At 71.5% G+C, this 14,291-nt stretch carries 13 protein-coding genes; 9 read left to right on the top strand and 4 right to left on the bottom strand.

Annotation, left to right across the window (positions count from 1 at the left end):
• Nucleotide 1 precedes the first annotated feature (1 nt).
• On the top strand, nucleotides 2-1,273 hold the full coding sequence (locus tag AB0J36_RS04085; protein WP_357172368.1) for an MFS transporter: 1,272 nt from the start codon (nucleotides 2-4) through the stop codon (nucleotides 1,271-1,273).
• Between the two features lie 373 nt (nucleotides 1,274-1,646).
• On the opposite strand, the gene AB0J36_RS04080 is transcribed toward AB0J36_RS04085, so the two are convergent.
• From AB0J36_RS04080 to mshA, 3 genes are all read right to left on the bottom strand, one after another.
• A complete protein-coding gene (locus AB0J36_RS04080; protein WP_357172771.1) occupies nucleotides 1,647-2,510 on the bottom strand; it encodes a hypothetical protein in 864 nt (287 codons plus the stop codon).
• A 398-nt stretch (nucleotides 2,511-2,908) separates the two neighbouring features.
• Entirely contained in the window at nucleotides 2,909-3,418 is a 510-nt protein-coding gene (locus AB0J36_RS04075) for a YbjN domain-containing protein (RefSeq protein WP_357129116.1), read from the bottom strand.
• Between the two features lie 55 nt (nucleotides 3,419-3,473).
• The gene (gene mshA / locus AB0J36_RS04070) at nucleotides 3,474-4,838 is read right to left on the bottom strand and encodes a D-inositol-3-phosphate glycosyltransferase (RefSeq protein WP_363660100.1); all 1,365 of its coding nucleotides are present in this window, start codon (nucleotides 4,836-4,838) and stop codon (nucleotides 3,474-3,476) included.
• Nucleotides 4,839-5,042: 204 nt separating this feature from the next.
• Between mshA and AB0J36_RS04065 the strand changes: the two genes are divergently transcribed.
• A complete protein-coding gene (locus AB0J36_RS04065; protein WP_357172370.1) occupies nucleotides 5,043-5,807 on the top strand; it encodes an SDR family oxidoreductase in 765 nt (254 codons plus the stop codon).
• Between the two features lie 16 nt (nucleotides 5,808-5,823).
• Nucleotides 5,824-6,615 (top strand): class I SAM-dependent methyltransferase, encoded by a 792-nt coding sequence (locus AB0J36_RS04060; RefSeq protein ID WP_357172373.1) that lies wholly within the window; start codon nucleotides 5,824-5,826, stop codon nucleotides 6,613-6,615.
• On the opposite strand, the gene AB0J36_RS04055 is transcribed toward AB0J36_RS04060, so the two are convergent.
• Nucleotides 6,612-7,694 (bottom strand): UDP-N-acetylmuramate dehydrogenase, encoded by a 1,083-nt coding sequence (locus tag AB0J36_RS04055; RefSeq protein ID WP_363660099.1) that lies wholly within the window; start codon nucleotides 7,692-7,694, stop codon nucleotides 6,612-6,614. The genes AB0J36_RS04060 and AB0J36_RS04055 overlap by 4 nt on opposite strands.
• Before the next feature lie 69 nt (nucleotides 7,695-7,763).
• On the opposite strand from AB0J36_RS04055, the gene AB0J36_RS04050 reads away from it, so the two are divergent.
• The 6 genes from AB0J36_RS04050 (at nucleotide 7,764) to AB0J36_RS04025 (ending at nucleotide 14,288) form a co-directional block, all read left to right on the top strand.
• Complete coding sequence (locus tag AB0J36_RS04050; protein WP_357129102.1) at nucleotides 7,764-8,522, top strand: maleylpyruvate isomerase family mycothiol-dependent enzyme; 759 nt, start codon at nucleotides 7,764-7,766, stop codon at nucleotides 8,520-8,522.
• A gap of 181 nt (nucleotides 8,523-8,703) precedes the next feature.
• Nucleotides 8,704-10,011 (top strand): extracellular solute-binding protein, encoded by a 1,308-nt coding sequence (locus tag AB0J36_RS04045; protein ID WP_357129099.1) that lies wholly within the window; start codon nucleotides 8,704-8,706, stop codon nucleotides 10,009-10,011.
• Between the two features lie 69 nt (nucleotides 10,012-10,080).
• On the top strand, nucleotides 10,081-11,055 hold the full coding sequence (locus tag AB0J36_RS04040) for a sugar ABC transporter permease (RefSeq protein ID WP_357129096.1): 975 nt from the start codon (nucleotides 10,081-10,083) through the stop codon (nucleotides 11,053-11,055).
• Entirely contained in the window at nucleotides 11,052-11,885 is an 834-nt protein-coding gene (locus AB0J36_RS04035; protein WP_355050844.1) for a carbohydrate ABC transporter permease, read from the top strand. Before AB0J36_RS04040 ends, AB0J36_RS04035 begins: the two co-directional genes overlap by 4 nt.
• On the top strand, nucleotides 11,882-13,261 hold the full coding sequence (locus AB0J36_RS04030) for a GH1 family beta-glucosidase (protein WP_357172381.1): 1,380 nt from the start codon (nucleotides 11,882-11,884) through the stop codon (nucleotides 13,259-13,261). Before AB0J36_RS04035 ends, AB0J36_RS04030 begins: the two co-directional genes overlap by 4 nt.
• Before the next feature lie 19 nt (nucleotides 13,262-13,280).
• The gene (locus AB0J36_RS04025) at nucleotides 13,281-14,288 is read left to right on the top strand and encodes a LacI family DNA-binding transcriptional regulator (RefSeq protein ID WP_357129089.1); all 1,008 of its coding nucleotides are present in this window, start codon (nucleotides 13,281-13,283) and stop codon (nucleotides 14,286-14,288) included.
• The last annotated feature ends 3 nt before the right edge of the window (nucleotides 14,289-14,291 follow it).

Genomic DNA, 14,291 nt, shown 5'->3' with positions numbered 1-14,291 from the left:
CATGCACGCCCTGCGGCGCTGGTGGCAGGACACCGCAGGCGGGCTCCCCGGCGCATTCTGGTACCTCTGGGCAGGGCTGCTGATCAACCGGGCGGGCGCGTTCGCCATGCTCTTCCTGTCGCTCTACCTCACCGACGCCCGGGGCGCCAGCGCGGCGGTGGCCGGCGTCGTCGTCGGGGCGTACGGGGCCGGTGGGGCGGTCGGCGTGCTGTTCGGTGGGGTGCTGGCCGACCGGTGGGGGCGCCGATCGACACTGCTCGCCGCCCACCTGGTCACCGCCACCCTGATGGCGGCGCTGGCCTTCAGCCGTCCGCTGCCGCTGATCGCGGCGCTCGCCGCGCTGGTCGGCGTCGCCCACTCCATGCCCGGCCCGGCGCTCGTGGCGGCGATCGTCGACGTGGTGCCCGCCGACCGGCGCTCGCGCGCGTTCAACCTGGAGTTCTGGGCGTTGAACCTCGGGATGGCGGTCGCCTCGCTGCTCGCCGGGCTGGTGGCCGAGGCGAGCTTCACCGCGCTGTTCCTGGTCGACGCGGGCGCCACGCTGACCGCCGCCGCCGTCATCGGCTGGAAGGTTCCGGAGACCCTGCGGCGGGCCACTCCTGTCGCCCAGGCCAGCCACCCGACTCCCGCCCGGCCCCGCCGGCCGGGACTGCTCACCGTCCTCAGCGACCGGATCTTCCTGGTCTTCGTCGGGCTCACCTTCGTGCTGGCCGTCCTCACCCTGCAGACCTCGACGATCATGCCGCTGGCGATGCGCGCGGACGGCCTGGGACCGTCGGCGTACGGCCTGGTCGTGGCCCTCGGCGGCGCGCTGATCGTGCTGGGGCAACTGTTCGTGCCCCGCCTGATCGACCGACGCCGCAAGGCCGTCGTCCTGGCCGCCTCCACCGCCCTGCTGGCGGTCGGCTTCGGAGTGCTCGCGGTCGCCGACCACCTGGCCGTCTACCTGGGCGCGGCGGTGGTCTGGACGGTCGGCTCGATGCTCGCCGCCCCGCCCAACGCCCAGATCAACGCGGATCTCGCGCCGCCGGACCTACGCGCGCGGTATCAGTCGGTCTTCTATCTGACGTTCCCCGCCGCGGCCTTCGTCGCGCCCATGCTGGGCGGGGTGAGCCTGCAGTACCTCGGCGACCGGCACTGGCTGATCGTCGCCGGGTTGGGCGTCCTGGCCGCCGTCGGCCACCTGCTGGCCGGGCCGCCCCGCGAGCGGCACGTCGACGCGCTGCGCCGGGCCGCCGACCGGGAGCCGGCAGACCGGGTCCCGACAAGCTGACCGTACGACGGCAAAGCGCCCACCATGGCCCGAAGGTCATTGGTGGGCGCTCGCCGGTGTGGGGCCGGCGGCGGCGGGCAACACTCACCCCCGTAAGCATCGCCCGCTCGCGCCGCCGGTCCAAACAGGTGGGCACCGTCCCCCAACGGTTGGTCCACCCGTCCCCTCGCACCTCGCCTGGTGCGCGGATCTGATCGATCCGCCGCTCCCCCGAACGTTTCCAAGCGTGGTGCGGCGCAATAAAGCTAGTTCGGCCGGATTCTGAATTCAACCCGAATGGGATGTCTCGCCGGTCACAACTGACGAGTATCCCCAGCTCCGGCCTCGGTCTCTGGCAACAGCCGGGTACCCGTCGAGCATTCCCGCAAACACCTCATCCGTCCTCACGATCGGGTGACTCGGTGCGGAAGAAGTTGCTCTGCCGACCGTCGCGCATCTGCTCCTGGTAGATCAGATTGAGCCGGCGCAGATCGAAGGTGTGGAACCACTCATCCCAGGTGATCTCGCGAATCCGGCTGCTTTCCCGGTATCCGGGAATGTTGAAGGTCAGAACGCCCGCCCGGCCCTCCCGTTCGGTACCCGCGATGGTCGCCGGCTTCGCGCCTCGCGCTCGCGCCCAGCGCTGGATCACCTCGTGATTCGCGGTGATCAGACTCCGACCCGGTCGCTCCGGCCGGTCGGCGATCGACGCGATCACCTGCGAGCTGCGGACCGACCGTCCGCTGCCCCGCCCGGTCCGGATCCCACCGGCCGCCGTGCCCGTCGACCGGCTCGCCGTGGCCCGCTTCGCGGGAGCCGCGCTCTTCGCCGTGGCCCGCTTCGCGGGAGCGGCGCGCTTGGCGGCCGGTCGGGCCGGCGCCTTCTTCGCGGGCACCTTGCGCGCCGGCGCGGTACGGGCGGTCGCGGAGGTCCGACGCGCCGCCGTCGACTTCGCCGCCGTCGTCTTCTTCGCGGTGGCCGACTTACGGGCCGCCGTCGACGTCCGTGCGGTCGTCGTCTTCTTCGCCGCCGCCGTCTTCCGCGCCGGGGTGGCTCTCTTCGTGGCGGCCGTCTTCTTCGCGGCGGCTCGCTTCGCCGGGGCGCTCTTGTTCGCGGGCACGGCCTTCGCGCGACTCGGCGCAGCCCGCGCCGCCGACTTCTTCGTCGCGGCGGCCCGACCCGCCGACGCCCTGCTGCCGGACGCCCGGCCGGCCGGCCCGGTGCTGCGCCGACCTGCGCCACCGGCATCCGAACGCATCGAGCGCACCAACTGTTTCACCAGGTCGGGCTTGCGCATGGCGGAGATACCGGAAACCCCGCGCTTGCGCAGTTGCCCGCGGATGTCGTCCACCCGCATCTGCGAGATCGCCGACTCGGAGACCCCGGGCGTGCCCGGAGTCTGGTTGCCGGCCTGCCGTTTGGTCCGGGTCGCAGTCCCGCCGCGACCTGAGCTGTTCCGCTGAGCCATGGGACGCTCCGCTCCTCGACACTCCGTCCTCGGCGCGCGGGGGTCCCTGTGCCGCACCGCGCGCCGCGGCATACCCCGCCGGAGAGAACCCAACCGCGTCGATCTTGCACTTTCGGTGGCGGCACAAGGGGCATGGCAGCCCAAAACGACCACCGAAAGTGCAAGATCGCGGAAATCGGAGGGTGGGGTCAGGGCTGGGTGGGGTTGGCGGGCTCGAAGAGGTGGGCGAAGGCGGCCAGGTTCGCGGTCGACTCGCCGCGCTTGACGCGCCACTCGTACTCGCGCCGGATCGAACTGCCGAAGCCGATCTCCAGCATCGTGTCGAAGGACTCGTCGGAGTAGGTGAGCACCGAGCCGAGCAGCCGGTCGAGCTCGTCGGCGTCCACGCCGGCCGGGTTGACCCGGCCGGTCAGGTAGACGTCGCCGGCCGCGTCGATGGAGAAGGAGACGCCGTACATCCGGGCGTTGCGCTGCAACAGCCACGCCCACAGCTCCTCGCGGCGCTCATCGGGCTGGCGCATCACGAAGGCCTCGATCCGTAGCGCGTGCTCGCCGACGATCAGGTTGCAGACCGTCTTGAGCTTGTGGGTGCCCGGCAGGGTCACCGCGTACGCGCCGGGACCGGTCGACTCCCAGGCCAGGTCACGGTCGGCGCAGACCGACTCGATGAGGGTCGCGAGGTCGCTTTTCGGGCTCACCGGGCCCACTCTACGACCGACCCGGCGCACGCACCCGGGTGGCGAGCGCCCGTGGTCACCAGGAGCAGGAGAGCGCCGGGTCGCAGGCCAGGTCGGCGGCGAGCCGGGCCCGGCGGGCGGCGATCGCCTCGCCGTACACGTCGAGCAGCCCCGACACCGTACGGTCCCAGGAGAAGTGCTGTGCGTGCTGCGCCGCGCCCCGGGACAGCGTGGCCCGCAGGGCGCTGTCCGGCAGCAGGCGACTCAGCGCGCGAGCCCAGTCCACCGGGTCGTGCCCGTCGATCAGCACCCCGCTGACGTGGTCCCGCACGGCGGTCACCAGGCCGCCGACGGCAGCGGCCAGCACCGGCGTACCGCAGGCCTGGGCCTCCAGGGCGACGAGCCCGAAGGATTCGTTGTGCGACGGCACCGCGACCAGATCGGCGGCCCGGTACAGAGCCGGCAGGTCGTCGCCGGTGCGCGGCGGCAGGAACACGACCCGGTCGGTGACGCCGAGCGTGGCGGCCAGCTCGATCAGGGCGGTCGGCCGGTCCAGGCCGCTGCCGCTGGGCCCGCCGCAGATCACCACGGTCACCTCGTCGGCCAGGGCGGGGTCACGCTCGCGCAACGCGGCGACGGCGCGGATCAGCACGTCCGGCGCTTTGAGTGGTTGGATCCGACCGACGAAGGCCACCACGTACCCGTCGACCGGCAGCCCCAGCCGGAGGCGGGCGGCACGGGCGGCCAGGTGGCGGTCGCCCGGTGCGGGGCGGAACCGGGCCAGGTCGACGCCCGGCTGCACGACCGTGACGTGGGCGGGGTCGGCGTCGTACCGCTCGACCAGGTCGCGGGCCTCCACGCGGGTGTTGGCGACCAGTTGGTCCGCCTCGGCGACCACCTGCTCCTCGCCGATCACCCGGGCCTTCGGTTCGGGCCGGTCGTCGGCCGCGAGCTGGGCGTTCTTGACCTTCGCGAGGGTGTGCGCGGTGTGCACGAGCGGCACGCCCCAGCGTTCCTTGGCCAGCCAGCCGACCTGGCCGGAGAGCCAGTAGTGGGAGTGGATGAGGTCGTAGTGTCCGGGCGGGCGGGACGCCTCGGCACGCAGCACCCCGGCCGTGAAGGCGCAGAGCTGGCCGGGCAGCTCCTCCTTGGTCAGCCCTTCGAGCGGGCCGGACATGATGTGCCGCACCTGCACGCCGGGGGCCATCTCGACCACCGGCGGAAGGTCGCCCGAGGTGGCCCGGGTGAAGATCTCCACCTCGACGTCGGCCTCGGCGAGCCGCCGGGCGACTTCCAGGATGTACACGTTCATCCCCCCGGCATCGCCCGTTCCGGGCTGGTGCAGGGGGGATGTGTGGACGGAGAGGGTGGCGATGCGCCGGGGTCGCGGCCACGGTCGCGCACCTCGCTGACGACCGACACCGGTGTGCAGTTCCGCCACGTCCGCTCCTTCTGTCACGGTTAATGCCGTCACGCACGACCGGCGCTTCTCGGTCAACCTGTACGCCGGATGTCATCTTCCCCATCGGGCAACGGAAATGCGTCGGCGCGGCCGCCCGGCGTGACGGACCTCATCACGAACGGCCGCCGACACAGCCCGACGCCCGGTCGGGATCGGCGGTGCGGCGCGGGTGACAATGACCCGATGACCTCTGTCGCCATCGTCACCGGAGCGTCCAGCGGGATCGGCGCGGCCACCGCCCGCCGGCTCGCCGCCGAGGGCTTCCACGTACTCGCCGCCGCCCGCCGCGCCGACCGTCTCACCGATCTCGTCGCCGAGATCACCGCCGCTGGCGGGCAGGCAACCGCGGTGACCTGCGACGTCACCTCGGACGAGTCGGTGGCCGGGCTCGCCGAGGCCGCCGTCCAGGCGTCCGGGCCGGTCACCCTGCTGGTCAACAACGCCGGCGGCGCACGCGGCCTGGACCCGGTGGAGTCCGGCTCGCTCGACGACTGGCAGTGGATGTACGACGTGAACGTGCTCGGCACGCTGCGGGTGACCCAGGCGCTGCTGCCGGCGCTGGAGGCGTCCGGCTCGGGGACCATCGTGGTGGTCTCCTCCACGGCCGGGCTGACCGTGTACGAGGGTGGCGGCGGCTACACGGCGGCGAAGCACGCGCAGACGGCCATCGCCGGCACGCTCCGGCTGGAGCTGTGCGGCCGGCCGCTGCGGGTCATCGAGATCGACCCGGGGATGGTGCAGACCGAGGAGTTCGGGCTGGTCCGCTTCGGCGGGGACGCCGAGCGGGCCGCCGCCGTCTACGCCGGGGTCCCCGGGCCGCTGGTCGCCGAGGACGTGGCCGACTGCATCGCCTGGTGCGCCACCCGCCCCGAGCACGTGAACGTCGACCGGCTGGTGGTCCGGCCTCGTGCGCAGGCCGCACAGCACAAGGTGCACCGGGTCTCCTGACCCCGGGACCGGACGCATGAGCGGGGCTCCACGACGCCGGCCCCTCGGGGTGGTCACCCGGGGCACCACCAACCCGAACCGGCTCCGCCGGGTGGACAACTGGATCGTGGCGACCTGCGCCGACCGGCTGCGGGACGCGGCCGATCCGCTGGTGGTGGACCTGGGCTACGGCGCGACGCCGGTCACCGCCGTGGAGCTGCGGGCGCGGCTGGCGGCGGGGGTCCGTCGGGACGTACGCCTGGTCGGGCTGGAGATCGACCAGGCGCGGGTGGCCGCCGCGACGCCGGCCGCCGACCCGCCGGGCCTGACCTTCGCCCGGGGTGGCTTCGAGCTGGCCGGGCTCCGGCCGGTGCTGGTCCGCGCGTTCAACGTCCTGCGACAGTACGACGAGAGTGACGTGCAGGACGCCTGGCGCACGATGACCGCCGCGCTCGCCCCGGGTGGGGTGCTCGTGGAGGGCACCTGTGACGAGCTGGGCCGGCTGGCGAGCTGGCTGCTCCTCGACGCGGACGGCCCTCGGACGTTGACCCTGGCCGCGAAGCTCACCACGCTGGGCAGCCCCGCCGAGCTGGCCGAGCGGCTACCCAAGGCGCTGATCCACCGCAACGTTCCGGGCGAGGCCATCCACGATCTGATCCGGGCGCTGGAGGACGCCTGGCGGAGTGCGGCTCCCTATGCCACGTTCGGCCCCCGCCAACGCTGGGTGCGCGCGGTGTCCCAGCTCAAGGCTGAGGGCTGGCCCGTGCTGTCCACTCCGCAACGCTGGCGTCAGGGCGAGCTGACCCTCCCCTGGCCCCCGGAGGGTTAGAGAGTGCAGTTGATCAGGACTGGTTCGGGGTGCAGGGTCACGCCGAAGCGGGCGTGGACCTCGTCGCGGATGGTGTTGGCCAGCATCAGCAGGTCGCCGGTGCTGGCGGTGCCGCTGCGGTTGGTCAGGGCGAGGGTGTGCTTGCTGGAGATGGCGACGCCGCCGGGACCGGGGTGGCCCTTGGTGAAGCCCGCCTTGTCGATCAGCCAGGCCGCGCTCACCTTGACCAGCCCGTCCGCCCCGGGCCAGGAGGGCGGGTCGCCCACCTCGGCGGAGCGTTCCAGGAGTTGTTCGTACGTCGCCCGGTCCAGGACCGGGTTGGTGAAGAAGGAGCCGACCGAGCGGGTGTCGGGATCGGTGGCGTCGAGCACCATGCCCTTGCCGGCGCGTAGTCGCAGCACCGCCGCCCGAGCCTCGGCCAGCGGCACCTGGTCGCCGACCTCGACGCCGAGCGCCCGGGCCAGTTCGGCGTAGCGCACCGGACCGGACAGCGGCGAGCGGGCGAGCCGGAAGTCGACCGAGAGCACGATCCAGCGGTCCTGGTACTTGAAGATGCTGCCCCGGTAGGCAAAACCGCACTCGGCGGCGGGAACGAGCTGGCGGGTGCCGTCGAGGCGGTCGTACACCTCGACGGCGGTAATCGTCTCGGCGACCTCCTGGCCGTACGCGCCGACGTTCTGGATCGGGGTCGCGCCGGTCGAGCCGGGAATGCCGGAGAGGCACTCCAGGCCGGCCCAGCCGTTACGGACAGTGGCGGCCACCAGGTCGTCCCACGGCTCGCCGGTCTCGACACGGACGGTGACGGACTCGGCGTCCTCGGCGAGTACCCGCAGGCCGCCCGAGCGCACCAGCACGACCGTCCCGGGGAAGCCATCGTCGCCGATCACCACGTTGCTGCCGCCGGCCAGGACGAGGATCGGCTCGTCCGTGGCCTGGACCGCCCGGATGATCTCGTCGGCACTGGTCGCGGCCACGATCCGCCCGGCGGGCCCGCCCATCCGTAGCGTGGTGTAGCCGGCCAGTGGACCCGGAATGGCACGATCGGCTTCGGTTGTCGGCTGGGCGTAGGCGTCTGACACGTCTTTCACCTTAGGCTGATGGGCAGCCGTGGCACCTACTGGTGGCCCGGCACCCCCGGGAGGATGGCGATGAGCAGAGTGCAGGGCAGCAAGGATTTCTGGATTGGGGCACTCCGGGCCGAGGGTCCGGCGTTCGCCGCGGCGGTTGCCGAGGCACCGCCGGAGACACCCGTGCTGTCCTGTCCCGGCTGGACGGTCAATGATCTCACTCTGCACCTTGCGGGCCTCTACCACTGGGTTTATTCGTTCGCCGGGTCGGGCAGCACCGAGGCGCCGCCCCGCCGGGACGCGTCCGAAGTGCCGTCCGGCGTGAGCGCCCTCCAGCTCTGGCAGCACGGGTACGACCAGTTGATGACCCTGTTCGACGGGCTCGACCCGGAGGCGCCGGCCTGGAACTGGGCCCCGCAGCCGAAGAAGGCCGGTTTCTGGCCCCGCCGGATGGCGCACGAGACGGCGGTGCACCGCTGGGACGCCCAGCTCGCCATCGCGGCCGGTGAGCCGGTCGAGGCGAAGCTGGCCGCCGACGGGGTGAGCGAGGTGCTGGACACCTGGTTGCCGGCCGGCCGGCGGCAGGTGAAGGGCGACTGGCGCGGGGTGGTCCAGCTCGCGGCGACCGACGCGGATCAGGAGTGGTATCTGCGGCTGCGCGGTGAGGGGGTGGCGCTGCTCGACACGGCGACCATCTTCGACCACGACGACCACCACGCCCGCGCGCAGGTCAGCGGCACCGCGAGCGACCTGCTGCTGGCGCTCTGGGGCCGGGTCAGCTTCGAGACGCTCGACGTGACGGGCGACCGCGCGCTGCTGGAGGGTCTGCGTACCGGCTGATCCCAGCGACAGCCGCGCGTGACGAGGGCGTCACCCCTGGTGGGGTGACGCCCTCGTTCGCCTGCCGCCCGAATTCGTGAGAGCGCTCTCTTGACAGGGTGCGAGCGACCCACCACCCTGACGTGAGAGCGCTCTCTTGGTCTTCTACCACCACCTCATCACCCTGAGAGAGGTCCATACGATGGCTGTCCTTCCGCGCCGCCGCCTCGCCGCGGTGGCCCTCGCCGCAACAGCCGCCCTGCTCGTCACCGCCGGCTGCGGCGGCGGTGACGACGCCGAGGCGGACGGGCCGATCACGCTGACCGTCGACGTCTTCGGCCAGTTCGGCTACGACCAGCTCTACCAGGAGTACATGGCCGCGCACTCCGACGTGAAGATCGTCGAGCGGGGCACCGGCAGCAACCTCGACGAGTACTCACCGAAGCTGACCCAGTGGCTCGCCGCCGGCCGGGGGGCCGGCGACATCGTGGCCATCGAGGAGGGTCTGCTCGTCGAGTACAAGGCGAATCCGAACAACTTCGTCAACCTGCTGGACCACGGCGCCGCCGACCTCAAGGGCAACTTCCTGGAGTGGAAGTGGAACGCCGGCCTGACCGCCGACGGCAAGCAGCTCATCGGCCTCGGCACCGACGTCGGCGGCATCGCCATGTGCTACCGCAAGGACCTCTTCGAAAAGGCCGGCCTGCCCACCGAGCGGGACGAGGTGTCGAAGCTCTGGCCCACCTGGCAGGACTACATCGCCACCGGGGAGAAGTTCGTCGCCGCCAAGACCGGGGCGTCCTTCCTCGACGCGGCCACCAACACCTTCAACACGATCCTGTTGCAGACCGCCGGCAACAGCACCGGCTACAGCTACTACGACACCAGCGGCAACGTCGTGGTCGACAGCAACCCGGCCGTACGACAGGCCTGGGACACCACGATGGACATCATCGACTCAGGCCTCTCCGGTAAGTACGGCTCGTGGTCCGAGGAGTGGGTGTCCGCCTTCAAGCAGACGAAGTTCGCCACCATCGCCTGCCCCGCGTGGATGACCGGGGTCATCGAGGGCAACGCCGGCCCGGCCGCCAAGGGCAAGTGGGACATCGCCCGGGTGCCCGGCAACGGCGGCAACTGGGGTGGGTCGCACCTCGCCGTACCGAAGCAGAGCAAGCACCAGGCCGAGGCCATCGAGCTGGCCAAGTTCCTGACCAGCGCCAAGGGCCAGATCGGCGCGTTCAAGGCCAAGGGGCCGCTGCCGTCGTCGCCGCAGGCGCTCGACGACCCGGCGATCGCCCAGTCGACGAACGCGTACTTCTCCGGTGCGCCCGTCGGGTCCATCTTCGGCACCGGCGCGAAGAGCCTGAAGCCGGTCTACATGGGCCCCAAGAACCAGGCCGTGCGTACCGAGGTGGAGAACGCCGTACGCACCGTGGAGCTGGGCCAGCGCAGCCCCGCGCAGGGCTGGACGGACGCGGTGACCAACGCCAAGAAGGCCGCCGCCAAGTAGCCCGAGCCAGCGTGCGGGCGGGCGCCGGACCCCGGTTCCCGCCCGCACGACGGAAAGGAGTCACCGGGCATGACCGTTCAGCTCGACGCCCGCCCACCGGTCGCACCGTCGGCCGGACCCCACCGCCGATTGTCGGGTCGGCTCAGCCACCTCGACACCCGCTACTCGCCGTACCTCTACATCGCCCCGTTCTTCCTGCTCTTCGCGGTGTTCGGGGTCTACCCGCTGGCGTACACCTTCTGGGTCTCGCTGCACGACTGGGACCTGCTCGGCACCGACCATCCGTTCGTGGGCGCGGAGAACTACACCCGGCTGCTCGCCGACGTGGACTTCTGGCACGCGCTGGTCAACACGCTCGGCATCTTCGTCATCTCGACCGTGCCGCAGTTGCTCGCCGCGCTCTGGTTGGCCAACCTGCTGAACCGGGGCCTGCGGGGGCGTACGGGCTGGCGGATGGCGGTGCTCGTCCCCAACGTGACCTCCACGGCCGCCGTGGCGATCGTCTTCGGGGTGCTCTTCGGCCGCGAGTTCGGCATGGTCAACTGGCTGCTCGACCTCATCGGGCTGGACGCGATCGAGTGGAAGTCCAACCGGATCGCCTCCTGGGTCGCGATCTCCGCGATGGTCGACTGGCGGTGGACCGGCTACAACGCGTTGATCCTCCTGGCCGCGATGCAGGCCATCCCCCGGGACCTCTACGAGGCGGCGGCGATCGACGGCGCGAGCCGGGCCCGACAGTTCTGGTCGGTCACCGTACCGCTGCTCAAACCGACGATCATCTTCTGCACCATCATCGCCACCATCGGCGGCCTTCAGCTCTTCACCGAGCCCCGGATGTTCCACTCCGGCACCAACCCGATCCGCGGCGGACCGCTGCGCGAGTCGCAGACCCTGACCATGTACATGTTCGAGAACGCCTTCGCGCCGCACTACAACTTCGGCTACGGCTCGGCGGTGGCGTGGCTGCTCTTCGCGCTCATCGCACTCGTCGCGGCCGTCAACGTGCTGGTCCTGCGCCGCCTCGGCGGGAAGGAAACCCGATGAGTCGGCTCTGGCGGGCCAGCCCGCTCACCTACTTCGCCCTGGTCGGCGCCGCCGTCCTGTCGATCTTCCCGATCTGGTGGATGTTCGTCGTGGCCAGTCGTACCAGCGACGCGATGGGCCAACTGCCGCCGCCGATCACGCCGGGCAACAACCTGGGCGCGAACATCGCCCGGCTGTTCGACAACACCGACGCGTACTTCCTGACCGGCCTGATCAACTCGGTGATCGTGGCGACCACGGTCACCGTCTCGGTGGTCTTCTTCTCCAGCCTGGCCGGGTTCGCCTTCGCGAAGCTGCGCTTCCGGGGCCGCAACGCGCTGCTGTTGGTCATCATCGCGACCATGATGGTGCCGACCCAGCTCGGGGTGATCCCGCTCTACCTGCTCATGACGAAGTTGCAGTGGAACGACCGGCTGCCCGCGGTGATCGTCCCGGTGCTGGTCACCGGGTTCGGGGTGTTCATGATGCGGCAGTACGCCGGCCAGGCCATCAGCGACGAGCTGATCGAGGCCGCCCGGATGGACGGCTGCGGCACCGCGCGGATCTGGTGGCACGTGGTGCTGCCGGCGCTGCGCCCGGCCGCCGCCGTGCTCGGTCTGCTCACGTTCATGACCACCTGGAACGACTTCCTGTGGCCGTACGCTGTGTTGAACGACCCGGCCAATCCGACCGTTCAGCTCTCCCTGCGGGCGCTGTCCGACGGGTACTACCAGGACATGTCGCAGGTCTTCACCGGCACGGCCATCGCGACGCTGCCCCTGTTGCTGGTCTTCGTGCTGTTCGGTCGCCAGATCATCGGCGGGATCATGGAAGGTGCGGTCAAGGCGTGAACGAGATCCGATTTCCCGAACACTTCCTCTGGGGAGCGGCCACCGCCGCGTACCAGATCGAGGGCGCGGCCCGCGACGACGGTCGCGGTCCGTCCATCTGGGACACCTTCTGTCGTACGCCCGGAAAGGTCTACCAGGGCCACACCGGCGACGTCGCCTGCGACCACTACCACCGGTACGCCGACGACGTGGCGCTGATGGCCGAGCTGGGCCTGGCGGCGTATCGGTTCTCGATCGCCTGGCCCCGGGTCCAGCCGGACGGCAGCGGTCCGGTCAACCCGCGCGGGCTCGACTTCTACGACCGCCTCACCGACACCCTGCTCGCCCGGGGCATCGACCCGATCGTCACCCTCTACCACTGGGACCTGCCGCAGAGCCTCGAGGACCGGGGCGGCTGGACCAACCGGGAGACCGCCGAACACTTCGCCACGTACGCCACCGCCGTCCACGCCCGCCTCGGCGACCGGATCGACACCTGGACCACCCTCAACGAGCCGTGGTGCTCGGCCTACCTCGGGTACGGCAACGGGGTGCACGCCCCGGGTGCACAGGACGGGGCGGCCGCCTTCACCGCCGTACACCATCTGCTGTTGGCACACGGCCTGGCCGCGCGGGCGCTGCGCGCGGCCGGCGCGCGCAGCGTCGGCATCACCATCAACCCGGCAGATGTACGACCGGCCGACCCGCAGAGCGCGGCCGACGCCGCCGCCGTCCGCCTGGTCGACGGCCTGCACAACCGGATCTTCCTGGACCCGCTGCTGACCGGCGGCTACCCCGACGACGTACGCGAGCACGTGGCGCGCATCGTCGAGCCGACGTTCATCCACGACGGCGACGAGAAGGTGATCGCCGCCCCGATCGACCTGCTCGGGCTCAACTACTACGCGCCCACCTACGTGGCGGGGCGGCCCGACGGCGACGGCAACGGCGCGTACCCGGGCACCGAGGGCGCCGTGCACTTCCTCCCGCCGAGCGGACCCCTCACCGACATGGGCTGGATGATCGAGCCGGCCGGGTTGACGCGGCTGCTGGAACGGATCGCCGCCGACTATCCCGGCGTGCCACTGCTGATCACCGAGAACGGCGCGGCGTTCCCCGACAAGGCGGGCACCGAGTCGCCCGAAGGGCTGGGGCAGGTGATCGACAACGACCGGATCGCCTACCTCGACGGGCACCTGCGGGCCGCCCACGAGGCGATCTCCCGGGGCGTTGATCTGCGCGGGTATCTCGTATGGTCATTGTTGGACAACTTCGAGTGGGCGGAGGGTTACCGCAAGCGGTTCGGGATCGTGCACGTCGACTACCTGACCCAGCGGCGCACACCGAAGGCCAGCGCCCGGTGGTACCAGGAGGTGATCTCCCGGAACGGGCTGTGACGAGCGGGGGACAGTCACGATGACGACGGCGCACCGGCCGACGTTGGAGGCGGTGGCGGCACGGGCCGGGGTGTCCAGGGCCACCGTGTCCCGGGTGGTCAACGGCTCCACCACCGTCGCCGAGCCGATCCGGGAGGCCGTCAAGCGGGCGGTCGCCGAGTTGGGGTACGTGCCCAACCTCGCCGCCCGCAGCCTCGTCACCCAGCGCACCGACTCGATCGCCCTGGTCATGCCGGAGGCGGCCACCCGGGTCTTCTCCGACGACCAGGTCTTCCCCGGCATCATCCGGGGCGTCAGTCAGGAGTTGGAGGCCGCCGACAAGCAGTTGGTGCTGATGCTGGCCGGCTCACCGGCCGGGCACCAGCGGGTCGAGCGGTACACGACCGGCCGCCACGTCGACGGGGTGCTCTTCGCCTCGCTGCACGGCGCCGACCCGCTGCCCGGCACGCTGGCCCGCCTCGGCATCCCGGTGGTGGTCAGCGGCCGGCCGCTCGGCGACGTACCCGTGCCGTACGTGGACGTCGACCACGTCGGCGGCGTCACCGCCGCCGTCCGACACATGATCGACAGCGGTCGGCGGCGGATCGCCACCATCGCCGGCCCGCAGGACATGGTCGCCGGCATCGAGCGGCTGAACGGCTACCGGGACGCGGTCGCCGCCGCCGGGCTACCCGAGATGGTCGCCGTCGGCGACTTCACCCGGGAGTCCGGCGCGGCGGCGATGCACCAGCTCCTCAACGACCACCCCGACCTGGACGGGGTGTTCGCCGCCTCCGACCTGATGGCGCACGCCGCCCTGCGAACGCTGCGTGCGGCCGGTCGGCGGGTGCCCGAGGACGTGGCGGTGGTCGGCTTCGACGACATCGAGACCGCCGCGTACACCGAGCCGCCGCTGACCACCGTCCGCCAGCCGATCGTCGAACTCGGCCGACGCATGACCCGCCAACTGCTGAGGCTGGCGGCCGGCGAGGCGATCGAACCGGCGATCATGCTCGACACCGAGCTGATCATCCGCGCCTCGGCCTGACCG

This window comes from Micromonospora sp. NPDC049662 (assembly GCF_040675055.1).
Lineage (GTDB): Bacteria > Actinomycetota > Actinomycetes > Mycobacteriales > Micromonosporaceae > Micromonospora.
This window is presented reverse-complemented; position numbering and strand designations above follow the sequence as displayed.